18 protein-coding genes are annotated in these 22102 nt (G+C 71.2%); 17 read left to right on the plus strand and 1 reads right to left on the minus strand.

Translation table 11 applies throughout. The features are described 5' to 3' along the window. The first annotated feature begins 120 nt into the window (after positions 1 to 120). The 16 genes from ASF94_RS00180 to ASF94_RS00255 are packed head-to-tail and all read left to right on the plus strand — an operon-like array spanning position 121 to position 18432. Entirely contained in the window at positions 121 to 969 is an 849-nt protein-coding gene (locus tag ASF94_RS00180; protein WP_056659822.1) for a prepilin-type N-terminal cleavage/methylation domain-containing protein, read from the plus strand. Positions 970 to 998: 29 nt separating this feature from the next. Further along, positions 999 to 1883, plus strand: coding sequence for a type II secretion system protein (locus tag ASF94_RS00185; RefSeq protein ID WP_082492861.1), 885 nt, complete (start codon positions 999 to 1001; stop codon positions 1881 to 1883). Between the two features lies 1 nt (position 1884). Next, a complete protein-coding gene (locus ASF94_RS00190; RefSeq protein WP_056659828.1) occupies positions 1885 to 2376 on the plus strand; it encodes a hypothetical protein in 492 nt (163 codons plus the stop codon). Next, positions 2373 to 3653 carry a hypothetical protein gene (locus ASF94_RS00195; protein WP_056659831.1) on the plus strand — a complete coding sequence of 427 codons (1281 nt, stop codon included), beginning with the start codon at positions 2373 to 2375 and terminating at the stop codon, positions 3651 to 3653. Before ASF94_RS00190 ends, ASF94_RS00195 begins: the two co-directional genes overlap by 4 nt. Before the next feature lie 21 nt (positions 3654 to 3674). Next, a complete protein-coding gene (locus tag ASF94_RS21445) occupies positions 3675 to 4247 on the plus strand; it encodes a hypothetical protein (protein WP_056659836.1) in 573 nt (190 codons plus the stop codon). Continuing rightward, entirely contained in the window at positions 4244 to 4939 is a 696-nt protein-coding gene (locus ASF94_RS00205; RefSeq protein ID WP_056659839.1) for a hypothetical protein, read from the plus strand. The genes ASF94_RS21445 and ASF94_RS00205 overlap by 4 nt, the downstream gene beginning before the upstream one ends. Continuing rightward, positions 4936 to 5700, plus strand: coding sequence for a type II secretion system protein (locus ASF94_RS21450; protein ID WP_082492862.1), 765 nt, complete (start codon positions 4936 to 4938; stop codon positions 5698 to 5700). Before ASF94_RS00205 ends, ASF94_RS21450 begins: the two co-directional genes overlap by 4 nt. 18 nt (positions 5701 to 5718) lie before the next feature. Further along, entirely contained in the window at positions 5719 to 7479 is a 1761-nt protein-coding gene (gene mshL, locus ASF94_RS00215; protein WP_056660692.1) for a pilus (MSHA type) biogenesis protein MshL, read from the plus strand. Beyond that, positions 7476 to 8489, plus strand: a complete 1014-nt coding sequence (locus ASF94_RS00220; RefSeq protein ID WP_156382372.1) for a tol-pal system YbgF family protein — start codon at positions 7476 to 7478, stop codon at positions 8487 to 8489. The genes mshL and ASF94_RS00220 overlap by 4 nt, the downstream gene beginning before the upstream one ends. Further along, positions 8489 to 10150, plus strand: a complete 1662-nt coding sequence (locus tag ASF94_RS00225; protein ID WP_056659848.1) for an ExeA family protein — start codon at positions 8489 to 8491, stop codon at positions 10148 to 10150. Before ASF94_RS00220 ends, ASF94_RS00225 begins: the two co-directional genes overlap by 1 nt. Beyond that, entirely contained in the window at positions 10116 to 11813 is a 1698-nt protein-coding gene (locus ASF94_RS00230) for a GspE/PulE family protein (protein ID WP_082492863.1), read from the plus strand. Before ASF94_RS00225 ends, ASF94_RS00230 begins: the two co-directional genes overlap by 35 nt. 19 nt (positions 11814 to 11832) lie before the next feature. After that, positions 11833 to 13104: a type II secretion system F family protein gene (locus tag ASF94_RS00235; RefSeq protein WP_235505181.1), complete on the plus strand. Its 1272-nt coding sequence runs from the start codon at positions 11833 to 11835 to the stop codon at positions 13102 to 13104. After that, the gene (locus tag ASF94_RS00240; RefSeq protein WP_056659851.1) at positions 13104 to 15398 is read left to right on the plus strand and encodes a hypothetical protein; all 2295 of its coding nucleotides are present in this window, start codon (positions 13104 to 13106) and stop codon (positions 15396 to 15398) included. Before ASF94_RS00235 ends, ASF94_RS00240 begins: the two co-directional genes overlap by 1 nt. Beyond that, positions 15395 to 16495, plus strand: a complete 1101-nt coding sequence (locus ASF94_RS00245) for a type II secretion system protein (RefSeq protein ID WP_056659853.1) — start codon at positions 15395 to 15397, stop codon at positions 16493 to 16495. The genes ASF94_RS00240 and ASF94_RS00245 overlap by 4 nt, the downstream gene beginning before the upstream one ends. Then, positions 16492 to 17697, plus strand: coding sequence for a type II secretion system protein (locus ASF94_RS00250; RefSeq protein WP_056659856.1), 1206 nt, complete (start codon positions 16492 to 16494; stop codon positions 17695 to 17697). The genes ASF94_RS00245 and ASF94_RS00250 overlap by 4 nt, the downstream gene beginning before the upstream one ends. 3 nt (positions 17698 to 17700) lie before the next feature. After that, positions 17701 to 18432 (plus strand): type II secretion system protein, encoded by a 732-nt coding sequence (locus ASF94_RS00255; RefSeq protein ID WP_056659859.1) that lies wholly within the window; start codon positions 17701 to 17703, stop codon positions 18430 to 18432. Positions 18433 to 18563: 131 nt separating this feature from the next. Here ASF94_RS00255 and ASF94_RS00260 read toward each other — a convergent pair whose 3' ends face one another. Continuing rightward, the gene (locus tag ASF94_RS00260; RefSeq protein WP_056660699.1) at positions 18564 to 20714 is read right to left on the minus strand and encodes a molybdopterin-dependent oxidoreductase; all 2151 of its coding nucleotides are present in this window, start codon (positions 20712 to 20714) and stop codon (positions 18564 to 18566) included. A 148-nt stretch (positions 20715 to 20862) separates the two neighbouring features. Here ASF94_RS00260 and ASF94_RS00265 point away from each other — a divergent pair, with 148 nt between their 5' ends. Further along, positions 20863 to 21999, plus strand: coding sequence for an ABC transporter substrate-binding protein (locus ASF94_RS00265; RefSeq protein WP_056659862.1), 1137 nt, complete (start codon positions 20863 to 20865; stop codon positions 21997 to 21999). Positions 22000 to 22102 lie beyond the last annotated feature (103 nt).

Here is a 22102-nt window from a genome sequence, read left to right on the forward strand (position 1 = left end):
TTTTCGCCTACAAGTTACGACTTGAAATGTTTCTAACGGTCTGCTAACGGTGGGGCCGTAGCATGCGCTGCACTCCCGGCTTCTCGGGGCTGTTTTCATACCCATTGCTAAAGGGTTCGCATGTCTGCACACCACTTTTCTCGCCGCGCCGGCCGTGCCCGTGCGGGCTTTGCCGGCCGCCTCCAACAGGGTTTCACCCTGGTGGAAATGGCCATCGTCCTGGCCGTCATCGGTCTCATCATCGGCGCCATCGCCATCGGCAAGGACGTCCAGCGCAACGCCGAATACACCAAGATCAAGAACAAGTTCGTCGATCAGTGGGAGCAGGCATACAACGCCTACTACCAGCGCACGGGCGTGGTGTTGGGGGATTCGCAGACGGCACCGCGGCTGATGGTCAATGGAGCCAACTTCAACGCGGCTGCCGGTACCTCCATCTCCGGGGGCAACATGACGGGTGTCACTGGGCCCAACGCCATCTGCCAAGGTGGCGCCGGCCCGAACATGCTGCGCACAGCCCAGGGTGTTGCTGGCGCTGGCAACCCTTTCGCTCTGCGCCTGCTGATGAACCAGGCCGGTGTGCGTATGCCCCCGGGCCGCGCCGAAGGTGCCGAAGACCGTTACGTGTACCTCGACACCAACGGCAACCCGCAGGAAATCCAGGTCTGCTTCCAGTGGAACGCGCCGGGAACCGCCGAAAACTCGGGCAACGTGATGGTGATCACCGGCCTGACGCCCGACCTGGCCCGCATGCTGGACCAAATGATCGATGGCAAGCCGGATGCACAGGAAGGACGCTTCCGCCAGCAGGGCGTTGCCAACGGCACGGCCAACGCCGCCGGCGTGCAATGGAGCGCGAACAACACGTATGCCGAGGGAGGAGCTGGCCCCACGGCGGCTGGCACAGGCGCCAACCTGGACGAAGACCAGGTCATCCGCATGGTCGCCATCTACAAGATGAACCAGTGATGCACGCCATCCCCGAAGGAAGAACTGCCATGCGCAACCACCGCTCCCCGCTCGCCCGCCGCATCCAGCGCGGCTTCACGCTGGTCGAAATGGCCATCGTGCTGGCCGTCATCGGCCTCGTCATCGGTGCCATCGCCATCGCCAAGGATGTGCAGCGCAACGCCGAATACCAGAAGATCGCCAACAAGTTCGCCTACCAGTGGAAGGCGGCCTACGACCAGTACTACCAGCGTGCCGGCGGCGTGATCGGCGATTGCCAGCAGGCGCCCACCTACATGGTCAACGGTTCGGAAACCGCGTTTGCCGGCGCAGCGGCCGTCTGCACGCGTGCAGGCGGTTCGGCCCGCGCCGGCATCCCCGAGAACTTCACCAACACGGGCTTCAAGGTCTGCAATGGCCAGGGCTATGCCGCGGGTCAGGTGGGTGCGGGCGATACCGCGCTGGCCACGCAGAACCTGCGCGATCTGTTCAACCGCGTCGGCGTGCGCATGCCGCCAGGCCGTGGCGAAGGTCAGGAAGACCGTTATCTCTACCAGGACACGAACGGCAATGCGACCGAACTGCAGGTCTGCTTCCAGTGGAACCCGCCCGGCACCGCCAGCGGCGCCGGTAACGTGATGGTGGTGCGCGGGCTCACGCCCGATCTGGCGCGCTTCCTCGATCAGGTGATCGACGGCAAGCCTGATTCGCGCGAAGGCCGCTTCCGCATCCAGGGCCGCGCGGCGCACGGCGCTGCGGTGGACGCCAATGCCCCGGGCACGTCCTGGGAAGGCAACAACACGATCGCAAGCGGAATCCAGGTCAACGACACGGCGACGGGCGCAGCCAACGTAGGCGCCGCCACGGCGACCGGTCGCCAGTACGACGAAGACCGCGTGGTGCTGCTGACGGCCCACTGGATCATGGAAGAGTGACGTGAGCGTGTCGACGAAGTCCAAGCGTGCGGCCCGCCTGGTGACCCTGGCGTGCATGACGGTCCTGCTGGCCGTGGGCGTCTGGGTCGCCCGTGACGGGCTGCTGCAGCTGGCCTTCGAGCGGCGCGAAGCCGCGCTGGCCTCGGCCCGCGTGACCGCGCTGCGCGCCGCCATGCCCGAGGTGCTCAAGCGCGAGGAGTACGTGCGCCTGGCCGACCAGGCCCGCACGGCCGCCAACCAGCTGGGCTTCGACCCCGCGGCCTGGGCCGAGCGGCGCATCAACCGCGGCGCCACGCCCATCTCCCGCGACGAAGCGGCCGAGCTGCTGCGCCAGATGGGCGGCGGCGGCGAGCGCTTCTTCGCCGGCGAAAGCTTCGAGCTGGCCGTGCTCTCGCGCGAGGCCGGCCTCTTCACCCCGCCTGCCGTGGACGACAAGGGCCTGCTCTTCTCGGTCAACGGCACGCTCTACTTTCCCCTGGCACGCAAGCCATGAGCACCGACAACCTTCTCATCGTCACCCGCGACGGGTGGCGGCAGCTGCGCGGTGGCGTGCTGACCGAAGTCGCCCCCTGGCCGGTGCTGGATGCCCCTGCCACCGTGGTCACGGATTTCGACGAATCGTCCGTGGGCAGCTATCGGTTCGACGCCGGCAAGCCCGCTTACGCTGCGGCGCTGATCGAAAAGCGCGCGCGCGCCGAGGGCCTCACCGACGGCGCGGCACACGTGATCGTGCACCGGACGCGGGCTGTGCAGGGCGGCCTGCAGACTTTCCACACCGTGGTGCCGCTGGAGCTCTGGCAGCGCACGATCCAGTGGGCCTCGCAGCAGGCCGACCACTGCATCGTGCTGCCGCTGGGCGCGCTGCTGTCCGCAGGCGTCGGCAGGGGCCATGCCCGCGTCGTGCGCGCGGGCCGCACGCTGCATTTCTTCGGTGAATCGAAGGCGGGCCTGTTCTACCAGGGCACCAACACGATGGGGCGCAGCGCCGACGACCTGCAGGCCGCCGTGCGCGTGCTCTCCGGTCAGACGCGCGCCGCCATCGCCAGCGGCATCGTGCATCCGGTGGAGTGGGGCAGCCTGTGGGTTGCCGATCCCGAGCAGGACGTGCGCGCGGTGGAGCAGTGGACCAGCCTCGCGGATGTCCCCGCCGTCTCGCTGCCCGTCGCTCCCGTGGACACGGGCGCCACGGCGGCCCCCGGCCTGGTGCGCCGCGCCGGCCTGCGCGCGTCGGTCAATCCGCCGGTGGCCAAGCTGGCCTGGTGGAGCGAGCGGCTCGTTCCGGGCATTGCCGCGCTCACGGGCGTGCTGGCCGTCGGCCTGGCGGTGCTCGGTTTCGCGGTGCAGGGCGAAGCCCGTGCCACCCGCGCAGGCGCCGCCGAAAGCCAGCGCGAAGCCGCTGCGCTGGAAGCCCGCATCGCGGCGGTGAACAGTGCCGCCATGCCGCAGGACTTCGCGCCGGTGGCCGACATGGCCCGCAAGCTGGGCGAAGGCGCCCGCTACGACCCGGTGGCCATGCTGGCCCTGCTGCGCGACTCGGTGGACCCGGGCACCCGCATCCTGCGGCTGCGCCTGGAAAGCGGCGTCAGCGGCAGCACCGAGCCCGCCTTTCAGGTGGACGGCGTGGCCGACACCGGCAACGTGGCGTCGATCGGCAGTCTGCTCACCCGCCTGCGCACCGCCGGCTGGAGCGCGCAGCCGGTGAACACGCTCGACGCGGCGCCCGGCGCGTTCTCGTACCGCCTCACGGCCGCCCCGGGCGTCCGTGGTTGAAGAACAGGAAACGGCACATCCATGAAATACGCAGCGCTCCTGCTCAACGCCCTGGCGTTGGTGCTTCTGGGCTGGGGGCTTTTCGCCCTGTACGGTCTGCTCACCCCACGCGCGCCGCAGGCCCGCGTGCCGCTGGTGGAGCTCGCGCCCCTGCCTGCCAGGGTCACGACGGACCGCAAGCAGGTGGCTGCCACGCTCGACGCCATCGCCCGGATCGACGAGCGCGTGCGCACGCTGGCGCCCGTCTCGGGCCGGCCGCTGGTGGCCGTGCCCGCAGTGGGCACGCCGGGCGCGGTCGGCCCTACCATGCCGCGCCGCTCCGTCACGATGCTGATGCGCCAGGGCCAGGAATTCGTGGCCATGGTCGACGACCAGCTGGTGCGCTCCGGCGACCGCCTGCGGGACGGCGGCCGGGTGCTGAAGATCGATGCCAGCCAGGTCGTGGTGCGCGAGACGAGCGGCCGCCAGACGCTGTCGGTCCCGACGGACCGGCTGCGCGTGGGCACGCTGCGCACCCTGGAGGCGCCCGACGCCACGGCGGCGGAGCGGCAGTTCTACGCCCCCGCGCCGGTGCTTCCGGGAGCCGTGCGATGAACCGCGGCGTGCTCATCGGCCTGGCCGTCGGCATGGCAGCCATCGTGCTGGGTGCCGTGCTGTGGATGCGCGGCCCGTCCGCCTCCGCGCCCGGGGGGCTGCAGTCATCGCCTTCGGGCGTCTCTGCGTCCTCTTCCTATTCGCAGGCGCCCGGCAGCGCGGCGCTGCCAGCGCCTGGCAGCGGCCCGAACGGCGCCGTGCCCGGCGCCGCGGCGCCAGGCGCTCCGGGAGCCGGCGGCACGGTGTCTTCCCTGCCGCCGGGCCGCATGCCGGGCGACGCCGAATCGGCGGCGCCCTGGCTCGCGCCGGATGGCAGCCGTCCACCCGCGACGGGCGCGGCACCTGCCGTGCGCGCAGGGCGCGACGGCGCGCCCACGCTGGAGCAGATCCAGCAGCGCCTGCAAGGCCTGCTGGCCTCGCCGCAGCCCGACGTCCGCGAAGTGGACGCCGTGCTGGCGGACCTGCAGAAGAACCAGGGCAGCAAGGTGGTGGCCGGCGTCGATCTGCAAGCGGTGCGCGACAACCTCGCGCGCAGCGAACGCATCCGCCAGGTCGCGACCGAGATGCAGGCCCTGGCCGCCAAGCCCGGCCCCGAAGTGCCCGCGCAACTGCAGGCCCACATGGCCGAGATCCAGCGGCTGCAGGCCGGCATGAACGCCAGCGTGGCGGCCCCTGCGGGAGCGGCCCGGTGACCCACCCCCCTGCGCGCAGGCATCGGCCGCGTCAGCGAGGCTTCTCGCTGATCGAGCTGAGCGTCGTGCTGCTCGCCATGGGGCTGCTCGGCTGGGCCGTGAGCTCCGGCTACGGCAATTCCGCCGCCCTGCAGGACCGCGACCGCGCCCGGCAGGCTGCCGAAAGCCTGCGCGAGAGCTTGCGCGCCTTTGCCCTGCGCAACGGCCGGCTGCCCTGCCCGGACACCGGCGGCAGCGGCTGGGAGGGCGATGGCGGCGGCGCATGCGCCAGTGGCGTCGAGGCCGGCTGGCTGCCGTACCGCAGCCTGGGGCTGGACCTGCCGCCGGACACGCTGCGCGCGGCCTACGGCGTCTACCGCAACAAGAATGCAGCGGGCGGCGACGCCGATCTGGCCGTGGCCGCCGAGCGCACGGGCGATGCCGCCGGCACGCCGGGTTACCGCAATGCCCGCGACCTGATGGCCGGCCTGGTGATCGCCGGGCGGCAGCCACTGTCGTCGGACCATGCCCGGCTGACGGGTGACGACGCCGGAGAAGGCGTCGTCCACTGCACCGACAACATCCGCTCGCATCCGGCCTTCTTCATCGTCGTGCCGCTCGAAGACCGCGACAACGACGGCAATCGTTTCGATGCTCCCCACACCGCAGGCAGCTTGTGTGCCTACGCGCCCGGCACGGCCCTGCGCATCGACCGCGACGACGTGGTCGCGGCCGAATCGCTGGCGTCGCTGACGGGCTGGATCGGCGCGCGCGCCCCTTAGAAAGATATGGAATCCGACATGTTCTCCCCCAACCTGCCGCACCTCTTCCGTCCCCGCTGCGCCCTGCTGGCGCTGGCCGCCGCAGCGATGCTGGCCGGTTGCGCGACCAGCCCCACCCCGCGCAGCGTGCAGAGCCTGCGCCCGGTCGACCAGGAAACCCCCGACAAGCTGCGCGAACACATGGTGGCGGAGTCGCAGAAGCTGCTGGCGCACCAGATGGCGCTCAACCAGCAGCTGCGCCAGTCCGCCCCCGCGCCCGAGATCGCGCCCGTCGCCCCCAAGTTCGACATGCTCGAAGGCAAGGTGATCTCGGTCGCCATGTCGCGCGCCACGATCAGCCAGATCCTGGCCGCTTTCGCCGACAGCGCCAGGATCAACCTGGTCGTGGACCCCGCCGTGGTGCGGGTCGGCCAGGTCTCGGACATGTACCTGCGGGACGTCTCGCTGCGCGAAGCGTTCACCGAGGTGCTGCGCGCCTACAACGTGTCGGGCGAGATCCAGGGCAACACGCTGCGCGTCACGCTCAACGAAGAGAAGTTCTTCAACCTGGACTTCCTCAACAGCAGCACCACGCTGGACCTGTCGGCCGGCGGCAACGTGTTCGGCAATTCGACCGGCGGCTCGGGCGGTGGCGCTTCCAATGCGCTGCGCGGCAACCTGTCGATCAGCGGCGGCGGCGGGGCCAAGTCCGACCCGTACCAGGAGATCGAGAACAACATGCGCGTGATCCTCGGCGAGGACATGCGCCGCGCCGCGGTCCAGCCGGTCGCGCAGGTGCCCGCCGTGGCCACGCAGGTCGGCACCGCCTTGGTCCCCGCGCAGACGCCCTTCACCGCCGACCTGGCGGAGACCACCGGCCAGGATGCCGGCTTCAGCGTGAACCGGATGACCGGCACGATGTACGTGAAGGCCCGTCCGGGCAAGATGCGCGCCATCGAGAAGATGCTCGCCAAGGTGCAGGGCATGCTGCGCCAGCAGGTCTACATCGAGGCCCAGCTGATCGACGTGCAGCTCTCCGACAGCTTCGAGTTCGGCGTGGACTGGAGCATCCTGCGCGGGCGCCTGGCCGCCGGCTTCGGCACCTCGCCCATCGCGCTGTCGGGTGCGCAGGGCGTGCTGCCCAACGTCGGCGGCGCGCTGAGCCGCACGGTGACGCTGCCTTCGACGCTGATCGGCAGCCTGACCGGCCCGGCCCTGGGCGTGGGCTACCAGGGCAGCACGTCCAGCGTGGTGATCAACGCGCTGCGGTCCTTCGGCAACCTCAAGGTGCTGTCGAACCCCAATGTGCAGGTGCGCAACGGCACGCCGGCGCTCCTGTCGGTCGGCGACAGCATCCGCTACGTGACGCGGGCCTCGTCCACCCTGGTGGTGCCGGGCGGTGGCGCCAGCACCACCACGTCGGATGTGCAGACCGATTCGGTCTTCTCCGGCGTGATGGTGGGCGTGCTGCCCTACATGCGTGACGACGGCCGCATCGAGCTGCTGATCAACCCGATGCAGAGCGAGGTCGATCCGGCCAGCCTGGCGCTGGTGCAGGTCAACTCGGACAACCGCGTGACGCTGCCGGTCGTGAGCTACAAGGGCCTGACCACCACGCTCAACGTGGGTGACGGCGACGTGGTCGTCGTGGGCGGACTGATCGACCAGCGCACCACCGACCGCAATCGCGGCGCGCCGGGCGTCTCCGACGTGCCGGTGCTGGGCAAGCTGGTGGGCAACCAGTCCGACACCCATGCCAGCCGCGAGCTGGTGATCGTGATGCGGGTACGCAAGATATGAGTCTCATCCACCAGGCACTGCGGGACATGGACCCGCCCCTCGCGGCCGACGCCGTGGCACTGGCGCCCCGCGCCCCCCCGGCGCCCGCGCCCACGGCCAGCCGCCGCGGCCCGGTGCGCGTGCTGGTGCTGGCCCTGGCCGTCGCCGCGGCCGGCGGGGCCGGCTGGTACGCGCTGAAGGGGGGGCATGCCCTCTCGGTGCGCACGGCCAGCGCTGCACCTGCACCCGCGCCTGCGCCAGCGTCCGCGCCTGCGGTCATTTCCACGGCGGCGGCGGCTTCGCTGCCGGCCACCGAGGCTGCGATGGCCGGGGCGCCAGCCCCGGTGCCCGTTGCATTGCCCAGCCCTGCTCCGGCGCTGTCGCCCGCACCCATCGCCGCTGCGGCTGCCGTCGCTGCCGCACCTTCCATCGCCGCGGCGGCTCCGGCCGTGGTGGCTGCGCCCCCGCCACCCGAGCGGGCGGCCCTGCCTGCGCCGGTGCTGGTGGCGGACGCGGCCACGGTGCCCGATCCCCTGGCCAGGCGGCCAGCGCGCCCGGCCACCGAGCCGCAGCGCAGCGTGCGCGCCGTGCCGGCCACGCCGGCGCCAGCGACCGCCACGCGGGCCACGGCTGCAGCACGGCCGCTGGCGGTGCTTCCCGTCGTGGCCGCCATGCCCGTCGAGCAGCGCTTCAACGCGTTCCTGCAGGCCATGCGGGCCGGTGACATGACCGGAGCCGGCGAGCATCTGGCCGCCCTGCGGCGCGACCTTCCGCCGGGCAGCGTGTCGCTGCTGCGCGCCGAAGGGTGGTATGCCCTGGCCAGTGGCAATGCCGATGCCGCTGCCCGCATCTACCAGGACCTGCTGGACCGCCTGCCTGGCGACGAAGAGGCCAGCATCAACCTCGCCAGCATCGAGGCCCGCCGCCAGCGCGGGGAAACCGCGCGCAAGATTCTGGCCGACGCCGTCCGCGTGCATCCCGAATCGGAGAGCCTGAAGTCCGCCCTGGCGCGCTTCCAGGCGAAGCCCTGATGTCGCTCGCGGCCCTGCATGCCCGCCTGGGGCTGGCGCGGAACCCGTTTCCGCCCACGCCCGATGCCAGTGCGTATTTCTTCACCGAGGCGCTGCAGGAGCAGTTCGCCGAGGTGCTGCACTGCATCTGCGCGCGCAAGGGTTTTGTGCTGCTGACCGGCGAGGTCGGGCTGGGCAAGAGCACCTTCGTGCGGCGGCTGCTCGACACCCTGCCGGAAGGCGAGGTGCGCTCCGCGCTGGTATTCAACACCTTCCTGCAGCGCGAGGCCCTGCTCTCGGCCATCCTGCGCGACTTCGGGCTGGAGCCGGCCGACGACATGGACGAGGCGCTCACGCGCCTGAACGGTTTCCTGATGGACGAGCACCGGGCGGGCCGCACCTGCCTGCTCGTCATCGACGATGCGCAGAACCTGCAGCCCGCGTCGCTGGAGCTGGTGCGCCTGCTGTGCAACCTGGAAACCGGCCAGGAGAAGCTGCTGCAGATCGTGCTGGCGGGCCAGCCCGAGCTGGAGACGCTGCTGGCCGGGCGTGACCTGCGCCAGCTGCAGAGCCGCGTCGTCAAGCATGCGCGCCTGGAAGGCCTGCACGCCGACCAGGTGCTGCGCTACTTCGAGATGCGGGTGTCCGCCGCCGGGGCCTCGGGCCGCATTGCCCTGGCGCCCCGCGCCGCGCGCCAGTTGCACCGGGCCACCGGTGGCAACCTGCGCCGCATCCACCTGGTGCTGGACCGCTGCATGTACGGCCTCGCCGCGCAGGGTGGCGGCACCATCGACAGCCGGCTGCTGCGCGCCGCGCTGGACGACCTGGAACCCAGCACGGCCTCTGCGCGCCGCCGTCCCGGCTGGCATGCGCTGCTGGCGATGGGCGGCCTCGGCATGGCGGCGATCGGTGTCGGCGCGGCCTATGTCTGGCCGCAGGCTTCCGAGCCCGCGCCCGCCCCCCTGGCTGCGGTGCAGCCGCTGGCCGGTGCATCCGCCGCCGGGGCTCCGGCCGCGTCGGGCACCACGGCCACCACGGCCGCCGCGCAGCCCGTTGTCGGCGCCGTCCAGGCACCCGCCACGGCCGCAGTGCCCGCGGCCAGCAGCGTGCCCATGGCAGCTCCTGCCGCGACTGGGGCTTCGGCTCCAGCCGCTTCGGTGGCGGCCACCTCCGCGCCGGCCAGGCCGGCGGCGGTCGCCTCCGCCCCCGTCGCCGTGGTGCTGCCCGCCGCCGTCACGCGGCAAGCCGTGGCCGAGGGCAGCCCGGCCCCGGACGAGCAGCGGTGCCTGTCGCGCATCGCGGCGGAATCGCAGGGGCGGCCCATGGTGCGCCAGGCGTTGCCCGCCGCCGTGGCTCCCCGCCTGCAGCCCTCGGCGGGCCTGTGCCTGTTCGACCGGGATGGTCAGCGCTGGGCGTTCTGGCGCGACATGCTGGACAAGGCGGCGTACGTGCCCACGCCCCAGCCCACGCCGGCCGGCACGGCCCTGCAGAAGGCCCTGGTACGGCAGGGCGCACTCGGCGCGGCGGAAGTGGACGGGTTCTACGGACCCCGCACGGTGGCCGCACTCGCCCATTTCCAGGGCGCGCTGGGCCTGCCCGCCACCGCGGTGCCCGACGAATTGACTTACATGCTTCTGGAGAAGATGAATGCAGCCCCCGCTTCCAGCGCCCGTCCTCACTGAAGGCCTGCTGTCCCCCGACAGCGGCGCGGCGCTGCTGATCGGCGAGCAATTGATCGCCGACGGCGTCGTGACGCCGGTGGTGATCGACTACGCGCTGCACAAGCAGAAGATCGAGAACGTGCCGCTCGGCCGCCTGCTGATGGAACTGGGCTTTGCCAGCGGCAAGGACATCGCGCGCTACCTCTCGCGCCAGCGCGGCATTCCGTTCGTGAACGTGGCCGACCTGCCCGCGCCGGAACCGGACGTGGCCGCCGCCTTCAACCGCAACGTCTGCCTGACGCACGCCTTCCTGCCGCTGCGCCGCGAAGGCGGCGTGGTGGAAGTGGTTCTGGGCGACGCGGTGCCCCGCGCGGTGGCCGAGGTGGTGGACCGTCGCACCGGCATGGGCGTGCGCTTCCTGCAGGGTGAATTCGACAAGGTGGCCCGCGCCACCCAGCAGCACTATTACTTTGCCGAGAACCCGGCGGACAAGCTGATTGCCAGCGAGGTGCGGCGCCTGGAGGCCGACGTGGACCGTGCCTACAGCCCGGCCCGCCTGCTCGACTACATGCTGCACCTGGGCGTGCGCGAACGCGCCACCGACATCCACATCGCCCCCACGGCGCACAGCAGCACCGTGCTGATGCGCATCGACGGCGTGATGCGCCCGATGTTCGCGCTCTCGCGCGCGCTCGACCGGCTGGTGAGCTTCGTGAAGCTGCAGGCCGAGATGGACGCGAGCGAGCAGCGCCTGCCGCAGGACGGCAGCTTCACCGCCACGGTGCTCGAAGCCGCCTACACGGTGCGTGTCTCCACGCTCATCTCCGAGCAGGGCGAGCGCATGGTGATGCGCCTGCTGCCCGAGCGCGGCGACCTCGACAAGCTGGAGGACCTGGGCTTCCTGCCCGAGGACGTGCAGCAGATGACGCGGGTGTTCGCGCGCCCGCACGGGCTGATCCTGATCACCGGCCCCACCGGCTCGGGCAAGAGCACCACGCTGCACGCCGCGCTGCGCATGCAGCCGGTGGTGGAGCGCAACGTGGTCACCGTGGAGGACCCGGTGGAATACCGCGTGCCCGTGGCCTGCCAGACCGAGGTGAACCGGCGCGCGGGCTACGACTTCTCGACCGCGATGCGCCACTTCCTGCGGCACGACCCGGACATCATCCTGGTGGGCGAAATCCGCGACGGCGAAACCGCGCGCGCCGCGCTGGACGCCGCCTCCACCGGCCACCTGGTGCTCTCCACGCTGCACGTCGGCGGCATCTTCGGGGTGGTGCCACGGCTCAAGCTGCTGGGTGTGGATGCGGACAGCATTGCCGAGAACCTGGTCGCCGTGATCAACCAGCGGCTGGTGCGCCGCATCTGCCCGGACTGCCGCACCGAGCACGACGCCACCGAGTCCGAGCAGCGCTGGCTGGGCCAGCCCGTGGCGCGGCTGTTCCACGGCGCGGGCTGCAGGCACTGCCGGGGCACCGGCTTCCTGGGCCGCCTGCCGGTCTACGAAATGATGATCGTGCAGCGCGAGCTGGCCGACGCCATCGCTGCCGACGCCCCGCGCGGCACGCTGCGCGAGATCGCCGAGCGCGACGGCCTGCGTCCGATCCAGGCGCTGTCGCGCCACCGCGTGCTGGCCGGCGAAACCACGGTCGAGGAAATCGAGCGCGCCGTGGGCGGCTACTGAAGGAAGAACCAGGCAAGCCATGGCCAAGATGCGTCTCTACTACTACCGCGTGCTGATGCCGCACGGCGCCCTCAAGCAGGGCCTGCTGCAGCTGCTGGTGGAGCGGGACCATTCCGCGCGCCTGCGCATCGAGCAGGAGACCGAGGGCACCGTGCTCACGCTGCGGCGCCTGCCCGGCTGGATGATGGACGCCGGCGCCGTGCTGCGCCGCGTGGGCGGCCGCGGCCTGCGGATGGAAGACCTGGCCGGCCTGCTGCGCGACCTGAGCCTGATGCTCACCGCCGGCGTGCCGGCCATCGACGCGCTGCGCACGCTGGTGGAAGAGGGCGGCGAGACCGGCAACCATGCCGCCGGCCGCGTCGCCAAGCGGCTGGCCGACGACCTGATGAGCGGCATCCCGATGGCGGCCGCCTTCGACCGCCAGCCCGACGTGTTTCCCGAGACGGTGCGCAACCTGGTGGCCATCGGCGACCAGTCCGGCACGCTCGACCGCATGCTGGCCGAGGCGGCGGACCACGTCGAGCGCGTGGTGTCGATCCGGCGCGACATCCGCACCGCGATGATCTATCCGATCTTCGTCTTCGCGACTATCTTCGCGGTGGCGGCGTTCTGGGTCTACTACGTGGTGCCCAACATGGCGCGGCTCTTCCGCCAGCTCAACGCCAAGCTGCCGCCCATCACCGAAGGCCTGGTGCGCTTCTCCGACGCGCTCGCGGAAAACGCCCTGGTGGCGGTGCTGATCCTGGCGCTGCTGGTGGCGGGCATCGCCTATGTCTTCCTGCGGGTGCCGCGCGCGAAGGTGTGGCTGCACGAGGTGCTGCACCGCCTGCCCATCACCCGGGTGCTGATGACGGCCTCCGGCATGGCGCACCTGACGGAGCACCTGGCGATCCTGGTGCGCGCCGGCCTCGAGTTCGTGTCCAGCCTCGACATCCTGGAGCGCTCCACCCAGGACCGCTATTACCGCCGCCGGCTGCGCCGCGTGCGCGAGCTGGTCGCGCGCGGCGAGCGCATTTCGCTGGCCATGCGGCGCGTGGGCGGCTTTCCGCCCATGGCCGTGCGCATGATCGCCGTGGGCGAGGAATCCGGCAGCCTGGACAAGCAGCTGACGCACCTGGCGGTGGAATACCGCAAGCGGCTCGACACGCTGATCCAGTCGCTGTCGGAGATCATCAAGCCCGCCATCATCCTGGTGGCCGGCGGGCTGTTCATCTTCCTCATCGTGGCGCTGCTGCTGCCGGTGTACGACCTGGTGCAGCAGTCCGTGCAGCAATCGCTCGGGGCGCGCTGATGCGATTCGCGCCCCACCCCCGCCACTGCGCCCGAGCGCCCCACCGCCGCGAGCGCGGCCTGGGCCTGCTCGAAACCATGTTGCTGCTGCTGGTGGTGACGGGCGCGCTGGTGGCGGGGGCGATCGCCATCAAGACCCGCCAGGCGTCGCTCGCCGCCGAGGACGAGATGGCGGCGCTGACGCAGGCCGACCGCTTCCTCGCGAGCTTCGTGGCGGCCCACAACCGGCTGCCCTGTCCGGCGACCGGCGATGACGGCGTAGAGGACTGCGGCTCCGGCGCCCAGAAGGGCAAGCTGCCCTATCGCACGCTCGGGCTGGAGGGCTCGATGGCTGCAGCGGGCGTGGGGCAGCTGGGCTACGAGGTGCAGCGCAGCGCGGTCGATCTGGCCAAGGCGGCTTCGGGCAACAACGACTTCGAGCCCATCGACTTCGGCGGCGAAACCTACAACGCCCGGCGCGCGCTGAGCAATTCCGGAACCACCGCCGACTTCTGCCAAACCCTGGCCAGCGCATCCAGCGCCGCAGTGCAGCCCAACCACGCCCGCGTGGGCAGCCTGACCGACGGCTACCCGGTGGCCTATGCCCTGGCCCACCCGGGCCGCAAGGATGCCGACGGCGACGGCCGGCTCCTGGACGGGCTCAATGCCAGCGCGACCACGGCGATGGAGCGGCCCGATGCCGGCTCGCTGCTGTCCAGCTACGACGACCGCGTCGTCGCACGCACGTATTCCGGCCTGGCCCAGATGCTCGACTGCGAGCGGCTCATGGCCTCGTTGAACATCATGTCGCTCGCTACCGAGGTCGTGGAAGAGGTCGATTCCCAGCGGGCCAGCGCCCTGGCGACGGCGGCCGTCATCACCACCGTCAACGGGGTGAAGGCCATCGTCAGCGGCGTGAAGATCGCCGTCGCGGCCGGCGACATGGGCACCGCCTCGGGCTACATGGCCACGGCGAGCGGCCTGCTGGCCACCGCCATCGCGACCTGCGTGTTCCTGGTGGGCTGCGCGGAGATTCCGCATGCCGCTGCCTCGGTGGCCGCGGCCGGCGTCGCGATCGGCGCGGCCGCCGTCGCGATCGCGCTGAACGCGGCGGCGCTGGCCTCCTCGCTGGTCGCCTTCGGCATCGGCGTGGCCGCCACGGTTCAGGCCGGCCAGGCCCAGACGGTGACGATCGACATCTCCGCTTCCGTCACGGCCGCGAAGACGACCTGGGACAAGGCCACCGCCACGCGCGTGAAGGCCCAGACGGACCTGACCACGGCGCAGGGCCAGCTGGGCACCGCCGTGAGCGAGCGCGATGCAGCCAACGCGGCGCTCTACACCGAGGCGCACAACGTCATCACCGAAGCCAACGACAAGGGGTCGCCGAACAAGGGCACCACCAGCACCACCGCCTACGACGGCGATCTGGCGGCGGTCAAGGACAAGGCCGATGCCTGGATCCTCGCGCTGCAGAACTTCAACAAGGCGGCGGACGCCCTCAAGCAGGCGCAGGAGACGGCGGCCGGCACCAACACCACCAATACGCAGAACGATGCCGCCATCGCGGCCCTGCAAAAGCAGATCGACGACGAGACCGACCCGGCCAAGAAGGCAGAGCTGCAGAAGGCGCTCGACAACCTGCGCGCGCAGAGCAACACCGGCAACAACGCGGCGCAGATCCAGCGGCTGAGCGGACAGATCGCCGGCCTCTCGAACGACATCGCCAACCTGAACGCGCAGATCAATGCCGAGACCGACCCCACCGCCCGTGCGGATCTGGTGAACCGGCGCGACACCCTGCTGTCTCAGAGGGATTCGCTGAACGCCCAGCTCGCCAGCCTGTCGCTGACGGTGGCCTCCGCCCAGGCCACCAAGGACGCCGCGCAGACGGCGCTCAACGACGCCCAGACGGCTCTGGACACGGCCAAGAACAGCGCCGCCGACAAGTTCCAGGCGCTGCCGTACGTGGTGAAGGAATGCACCACGCAGGTCATCGACAAGAAGGACGTCACCACCTGCCGGGACGTCACCTACTACTTCAACGGCCGGCAGCGGGTGCTCGACAAGCTCAATGCCCTCTACGACCTGCGCAGTGGCAAGTACCTCGTCTGGTGGACCCGCAACGAGAACGTGAAGTCCGCGCAGCAGCTCTATGACAACGCGGTCGGCCAGGAAGCCAGCGCCAAGACCCAGTACGAGCGGCTGGCCGCCATGTCCACCGGCGGTTCCAGCGGGGCGGCCTTGCCCAACGAGGTATGGAAGGGCGCGGCAACGATCCTGCAGCAGGTGGATCGGCGCGGAGGTATTCGATGAAACATTGCGCACGGCGCCACAGCGCCGGCTTTTCCGTGGTGGAGTTGTCCGTGGCCCTGGCCCTGGCCGGGGTGGTGGGTCTGGTCGCCTGGCAGATGCTGCCGGCCAGCCGCGGCGTGGCCGAGGGGGATACGCCGCAGCTGCGGTTGCGCCAGGCCCAGGATGCGGTGGAAGGCTTCGTGCTGCGCACCCATCGCCTGCCGTGCCCCGCGACAGTGGGCGGCACGGGCAGCGAGGTCTGCGGTTCGGACTCCTTCGGCGAGCTGCCCTGGCGCACCCTGGGCCTGCCCCGCTTCGACGTGCCCTTGCGCTATGGCGTCTACCGCACGCCCACGGCGGATCTGGCCATGGCCAGCGCGAAGTACAGCCCGACGCTGCCGCCCTCGCCGGTGCTGGCCCCGGCCGCCTACAACCCCTCCCAGGTCAATGGCCTCGACTTGTGCCAGTCGCTGCGCCTGGCGACGGCCGCGCCCGCCGGCCTGCTGGCCGGCGGCGTGCCGGTCGCCTACGCGGTGGCCGATGCCGGCGCCGACCGCGTGTTCAACCTGCCCTACACGGCCACCTTCCCGTTGCCCGGGACGCCCTCCACGCCCACGTTCGACGACCGCATCGCCGCCACCGGCCTGGGCGAGCTGTCCGCGCGGCTGTCCTGCGTCACCCGGATGGGCGAGGCCCAGGCGGCGGCCCGGTCGGCGTATGCGGCATTCGACATCTACCGCGATGCCGACATGTTCGACCGCTTCCGCGGCTTCGCCTACCAGGTGCGCATCTCCGACCGCAAGCTGGCGGAGGCCACCGTCGCGCTGGCGTCGCTCGACATGCTGATCGCCATCGGCACCACGGCCAGCGCCGTGTCCCTGGCGGCCAACAGCGTCGGGGTCGGTGCCGGAACCGTGGCCGCGGCGGTGCTGGGCATCGGCGCCGCTTCGGCCGCGCTGGTGGTGTCCAGCGTTCAGCTGGCGTCTGCCGTGGCGGCCGAAGCCAAGGCCGGCAAGCAGGCCGCCGATGCCACGACCGTCAAGGCGCGCATGCTGGTCGCCCGCGATGCCGCGGTCCGGAACGCTGCGGCGGTCGACACCAAGGGGCTGCTGCCATGAGGCGACTTCACCGTGTGCGGCCCGGCCGCGATCAGGCCGGCTTCAGCTTGGTGGAGATGGGCGTGGCGCTGGGCATTCTGGGGCTGCTGGTGCTGGCCTTCGCGGTCTACTGGCGCATGTCCGCCCAGGAAAAGACGGCAGCCCAGGAGCGTGACCTGCTGGAGATCGCCGAGCGCGCGGCCGTGGGCTTCGTGCATGCCAACTTCCGCCTGCCGTGCCCTGCCGCCGATGCGTCGGGCAACGAGGACTGCAGCGCGGCGCGGCAGGTCGGCTTTCTGCCCTGGCGGACCCTGGGTGTGCCCGACGCGCGCGCAGGCCAGCTGCGCTACGGCGTCCACCGGGCCCCCGACGCCACCCAACCCTGGCTCGACATGGACCTGACGCAGTCCAAGGACCGGCTGCGTCCGGCCTTCACGGTCGGCCTGCCGCCGATCCTGCCGCAGGTGCCGCTGGCGCTCGATCCCGCGAATGCGAACCTGCTCGACTTCTGCTATGCCGCCACGCTCGCCTCCAACGCGGCGGCCAACCCTGCCGCGCTGGGCGTGATGGACACGAGCGGCGTGCGCCGCGCGGTGGCGTTCACCGTGGCGGCGCCCGGCATGCTGGACGCAGATGGCGACGGCAATCCGTTCGACGGCCGGCAGGCCTCTGCGACGAGCGCCTCGCCGACCTTCGACGCGGCCAACCGGCCCGCCTCGAATGGCTACGACGACCGCGTGGTGGCCGTGCCCTTCAACGCCTTGTTCGCGCAGCTGCAGTGCGGGCAGGCGCTGTCGGCCGTCAGCCACTCGCACGTGAATGCGGCCACCGCCGCGGCTTTCATGCAGCGGGCATTGATCGACTACCAGCGCCAGCTCGAGATCGCGGCGCTGCTGGCGGGTGCGGGCGTGGCCTCCGGCACCGCCGGCGTGCTCAGCGCCTCCGCCGGACTGTCCTCGGCCGTCGCGGGGTCTGCCAACGCCGTGGCGTTCACCATCCTGACCTATGGCAGCGCGGCGGGCGTGATGGCGCCCGCCATCGCGGCCATCGTCGCCAACACCGCCGCCGTCGCGGCATCGGCTGCCACGCTGGCCAAGGCGGTCGTCGCCAAGCAGGAGGCCGACCGCCGCGTCACCGAAGTCGTCCCGCTGGTCACCGACAGCGCCGCTCAGGCCATCGCGATCGACACCGACGCCCGCACCGCCGACAACCTGGGTTTCTGACACATGCGCATTCTTTCTCTCGACCGCCGCACCTCGGCAGGCATCTGGGCACCGGCGGCCCGCCAACGCGGCTTCAGCATGCTGGAGCTGTCGATCGCGCTGGTGGTGATCGGCCTCATCGTCGGCGCCATCGCCATCGGGCGCGACCTGCAGCGCAACGCCAGCTATCAGCGCATTTCCTCCAGCTTCGTCCAGGGCTGGCTGATGGCCTACGACGCCTATGTCGCGGGCACCGGCATCGTTCCCGGCGACTCGGCCGCGGCACCCACCGGGCGGGTCAACGGCAACACCAGCGAGCTGTGCGGCAATGCGATGCTCAACGTGTTCCAGGCCGCCGGCATCCGCCTGCCGCAGGGCCGCGCCGAGGGCCAGGCGGACCGCTACGCCTACCTGGATTCCAACGGCAACCCGCAGGAGGTGCAGGTCTGCTTCCAGAACGTGAGCTGGGCCGAGCCCGGCGCGGCGGTCGGCACCTACGTATCGCGGCCGCGCAACGTGATGGTGCTCCGGCAGATGACGCCGGCGCTCGCTTCGCTGCTGGATGCGCAGATCGACGGCAATGCGGATGCGCGCTTCGGCCGCCTGCGGGAAAACTCGCAGGCCAACCAGGTGGCCGTGGTCAATGGCGTGGCCTGGAGCGTGGACGAGCGCATGGCGTTCGGCAGCGCGAACGCCACCACGCTCGACGAAAGCCAGGTGGCCGTGGTGACCGGCTGGCTGGTGATGAACCGCTGAGAGGCAGGTTTTGGAGGTCAAATGTGCCTCCAGCGCTTGATATTGCTAGGTTTTTAGCTATAAAGAAAATAGCAAAATGACAGGGCGGGCCTTGGCCTGCCCGGGCCCGGGCCGGCGCGCTGCCGGCTCCGTCATCCACCCGCGGGCTGCGTTGCCCCGCCTGCGTCGCCAGCCCCGCCAGCCCCTCCCGCCGCCTCCACCTGCACCACACAGTCATAGAACGTCGGCGCGGCCCCCAGGTCGGTCAGCGCCTGGCCCGTCACCTCGTTCACGTTGGTGCCGTTCACGCCGAACTTGCGCCACCAGATCCCCAGCCCGTTGACCACGCCCGGCCGCGCGCGCTGGCTGACGGCGGCGTGGCACTCGTAGCTGCCGCGGTCGTTGAACACGCGCACCACGGCGCCGTCGGCGATGCCGCGTGGGGCGGCGTCCTCGGGGTGGATCTCCAGCACCGGCTGCGTCTCGATGTTGCGCAGGCTCTTGACGTTCACGAAGGTGGAGTTGAGGAAGTTGCGCGCCGGCGGCGAGATCATGGCCAGCGGGTAGGCGGCCGACATGCCCGGCCGCTCGCGGTTGGGCAGGTGGTCGGGCAGCGGGTCCATGCCTTGCGCCGACAGGCGTTCGCTGTGGAACTCGCACTGGCCCGAGGGGGTGGGAAAGCCGCCTTCGGCATACGGCGCATCGGGCACGGGCAGGCTGGCGAAGCCCTGGTCCAGCAGCTGCTGGAAGTCCACGTGGCTGCCGTAGGCCTGGCGGCACAGGTCTTCGTCGCTGTCGGCGAAGCAGGCATCCTGCAGGCCCATGCGCGCGGCCAGGTCGCGGAAGACCTGCGTGTTGGGCCGGGCCTGGCCCACGGGCGCGATGGCCGGGCGGTTGAGCAGCACATCGGTGTGGCCGTAGGACACGTGCACGTCCCAGTGCTCCAGCTGCGTGGTGGCGGGCAGCACGTAGTCGGCGTAGTCGGCCGTGTCGGTCTGGAAATGCTCCAGCACCACGGTGAACAGGTCTTCGCGGGCGAAGCCGACCGCCACCTTGGCCGATTCCGGCGCCACCGCCACCGGGTTGCTGTTGTAGACCACCAGGGCCTCGATGCGCGGGCCGAAGTCGGCCGATGCGGGCCGCAGCAGGTCGTCACCGATGGTGGACATGTTCACCGTGCGCGGCGCGATGCCTGCGGGCACCAGGTCGGGCCGCTGCAGCGCGGCGCGCTGGATGGGAAACATGCCCGAGCTGGACATGAGCAGGCCGCCCGCGCGGTGCCGCCAGGCGCCCACCAGCGCCGGCAGGCAGGCGACGGCGCGGGTGGCGTTGCCGCCGCCGCGCACGCGCTGCATGCCGTAGTTGAGGCGGATGGCGGCCGGGCCGGTGGTGCCGTAGTCGCGCGCCAGGCGGCGGATCTGCTCCACCGGCAGGCCGCAGACCTCGGCGGCGCGTTCGGGCGGCCATTGCAGCGCGCGGGCGCGCAGGCCCTCCCAGCCCAGGGTGTGGCGGGCGATGTAGTCGTGGTCCAGCCAGTCGTTGGCGATGAGTTCGTGCATCAGCGCCAGCGCCAGCGCGCCGTCGGTGCCGGGCAGCAGCTGCAGGTGTTCGTGGCACTTGTCGGCCGTCTCGCTCTTGCGCGGGTCGATGCACACCAGCCGCGCGCCGTCCCTCTTGGCCTGCTGGGCGTAGCGCCAGAAGTGCAAATTGCTGCCGATGGAGTTGCTGCCCCAGATCAGGATGAGCTTCGACTCCGCGAACCACTCGACCTTCATGCCCACCTTGCCGCCGAGGGTCTGCGTCAGGCCCTCGCCGCCCGCCGACGCGCAGATGGTGCGGCCCAGCAGCGAGGCGCCCAGGCGGTGGAAGAAGCGCCGGTCCATGCTTTCGCCCTGCACCAGGCCCATGGTGCCGGCGTAGCTGTAGGGCAGGATGGCCTGCGGGTCGCGCGCGGCGATGGCGCCCATGCGCCGGGCGATGTCGTCCAGCGCCTCGTCCCAGCTCACCGGGGTGAACTGCCCGCTGCCCTTGGGGCCGCTGCGCTTCAGGGGCGTCAGCAGGCGTTCGGGGTGGTGGGTGCGCTCGGCGTACCTGGACACCTTGGCGCACAGCACGCCGTCGGTGTGGCCATGCGCCGGGTTGCCCTGCACGCGGATGGCGATGCCGTTCTCCACGGTGGTCAGCAGCGCGCAGGTGTCGGGGCAGTCGTGCGGGCAGGCGCCGCGCACCTGGTGGGTGGCGGGGGCGGCGTCAGCAGCGGCTTCGGGGGCTTCGGTGGCGGCGTCAGGGGTGGCGGCAGGCATCGCGGTCATGGTGGGCGGCAGGGCAGGGGTGGGTGGGGCGCTCGTTAAACTCGAAACCGGGTGGGGGAGGCTTCGTGCGCAGCAGGGATTCGGCGCGCGCGTGCATCTCTCGGTCAGCCAAAACGATTCGGGATCAGGACATTTCATCATGAAGCAGAACCAGCGGTGGAACCGCCGTCAGTTTTCCCTCGGCATGGGGGCGGCGGCGCTGGCCGGTTTTCCGGCCGTGCATGCGCAGGGCGACTCGCCGCTGGTGCTCGGCCAGTCGGCGGCTCTGTCGGGCCCGGCGGGCCAGCTGGGCACGCAGTACCAGCAGGGCGCCAAGCTGTGCTTCGACCAGTACAACGCCCAGGGCGGCCGCCGCCCGATCGAGCTGCGCACGCTGGACGACGGCTACGAGCCCGAGCGCTGCGCCGCCAACACCCGCAAGTTCATCGCCGACGACGTGTTCGCGCTCTTCGGCTACGTGGGCACGCCCACCAGCCTGGCGGCGCTGCCGCTCGCCACCCAGGCGCGGCTGCCGTTCTTCGCGCCGCTGACGGGCGCCGAATCGTTGCGCCAGCCCTTCAACCGGCTGGTGTTCCATGTGCGCGCCTCGTACAACGACGAGACGGCGCTGATCACCCGCCAGCTCACCAACCTCCACCTGCGCAAGATCGCCGTGCTGCACCAGAACGATGCCTATGGCCGTGCGGGCCTGGACGGCATGACCCGCGCGCTGGCCGAGCAGCAGCTGGCCCCGGTGGCGCAGGCCACGGTGGAGCGCAACTCGGTCGATGTGGAGGCCGCCGTGAAGACGCTGGTCGCCGCCCAGCCCGAGGCGATGGTCATGGTGTGCACCTACGCGGCGGCGGCGGCCTTCATCCGGGCCGCGCGCAAGGCGGGCTACGGCGGCACCTTCTACAACCTGTCGTTCGTGGGCACCCAGGCGCTGGCCGATGCGCTGGGCAAGGAGGCCGCGGGCGTGGTGGTGTCGCAGGTCGTGCCCTCGCCGTTCCAGACCACGCGGCAGATCACCCGCGAATTCCACGAGGCGCTGAAGAAGGACGGCAAGGTGCAGGCCAACTATTCCAGCCTGGAGGGCTACCTGGCCGCCCGCGTGTTCACCGAGGGGCTGCGCCGCGCGGGCGACCGGCCCACGCGCGATGCGCTGGTCACCGCGCTCGAAGGCATCTCCCCGCAAGGCGTGGGCGGCTTCGCGCTGGCCTACGGGGCCGGCAGCCATGCGGGCTCGCGCTTCGTCGAGATGTCGATGCTGACCGGCGACGGTCGCATTCGCGTCTGAGCCCTTCACGGCCGCTGGCGTGATGCGTGCTTGCCCTGCCTGGCGCAGCGCCAGACCGGGGCACCCCTGCCGGTACGAATAACCCCGCATGGCGTGCAGCCGG

The organism is Acidovorax sp. Leaf160 (assembly GCF_001424265.1).
Lineage (GTDB): Bacteria > Pseudomonadota > Gammaproteobacteria > Burkholderiales > Burkholderiaceae_C > Paracidovorax.

Bases quoted from the DNA above. Each gene is read 5' to 3' on its own strand.
- mshL (WP_056660692.1), top strand. From the start codon at position 5,719: ATGTTCTCCCCCAACCTGCCGCACCTCTTCCGTCCCCGCTGCGCCCTG.
- ASF94_RS00205 (WP_056659839.1), top strand. From the start codon at position 4,244: ATGAACCGCGGCGTGCTCATCGGCCTGGCCGTCGGCATGGCAGCCATC.
- ASF94_RS00250 (WP_056659856.1), top strand. From the start codon at position 16,492: ATGAGGCGACTTCACCGTGTGCGGCCCGGCCGCGATCAGGCCGGCTTC.
- ASF94_RS00240 (WP_056659851.1), top strand. From the start codon at position 13,104: ATGCGATTCGCGCCCCACCCCCGCCACTGCGCCCGAGCGCCCCACCGC.
- ASF94_RS00260 (WP_056660699.1), bottom strand. From the start codon at position 20,714: ATGCCTGCCGCCACCCCTGACGCCGCCACCGAAGCCCCCGAAGCCGCT.
- ASF94_RS00180 (WP_056659822.1), top strand. From the start codon at position 121: ATGTCTGCACACCACTTTTCTCGCCGCGCCGGCCGTGCCCGTGCGGGC.
- ASF94_RS00195 (WP_056659831.1), top strand. From the start codon at position 2,373: ATGAGCACCGACAACCTTCTCATCGTCACCCGCGACGGGTGGCGGCAG.
- ASF94_RS00255 (WP_056659859.1), top strand. From the start codon at position 17,701: ATGCGCATTCTTTCTCTCGACCGCCGCACCTCGGCAGGCATCTGGGCA.
- ASF94_RS00245 (WP_056659853.1), top strand. From the start codon at position 15,395: ATGAAACATTGCGCACGGCGCCACAGCGCCGGCTTTTCCGTGGTGGAG.
- ASF94_RS00235 (WP_235505181.1), top strand. From the start codon at position 11,833: ATGGCCAAGATGCGTCTCTACTACTACCGCGTGCTGATGCCGCACGGC.
- ASF94_RS00220 (WP_156382372.1), top strand. From the start codon at position 7,476: ATGAGTCTCATCCACCAGGCACTGCGGGACATGGACCCGCCCCTCGCG.
- ASF94_RS00230 (WP_082492863.1), top strand. From the start codon at position 10,116: ATGCAGCCCCCGCTTCCAGCGCCCGTCCTCACTGAAGGCCTGCTGTCC.
- ASF94_RS00225 (WP_056659848.1), top strand. From the start codon at position 8,489: ATGTCGCTCGCGGCCCTGCATGCCCGCCTGGGGCTGGCGCGGAACCCG.
- ASF94_RS00185 (WP_082492861.1), top strand. From the start codon at position 999: ATGCGCAACCACCGCTCCCCGCTCGCCCGCCGCATCCAGCGCGGCTTC.
- ASF94_RS21445 (WP_056659836.1), top strand. From the start codon at position 3,675: ATGAAATACGCAGCGCTCCTGCTCAACGCCCTGGCGTTGGTGCTTCTG.
- ASF94_RS00265 (WP_056659862.1), top strand. From the start codon at position 20,863: ATGAAGCAGAACCAGCGGTGGAACCGCCGTCAGTTTTCCCTCGGCATG.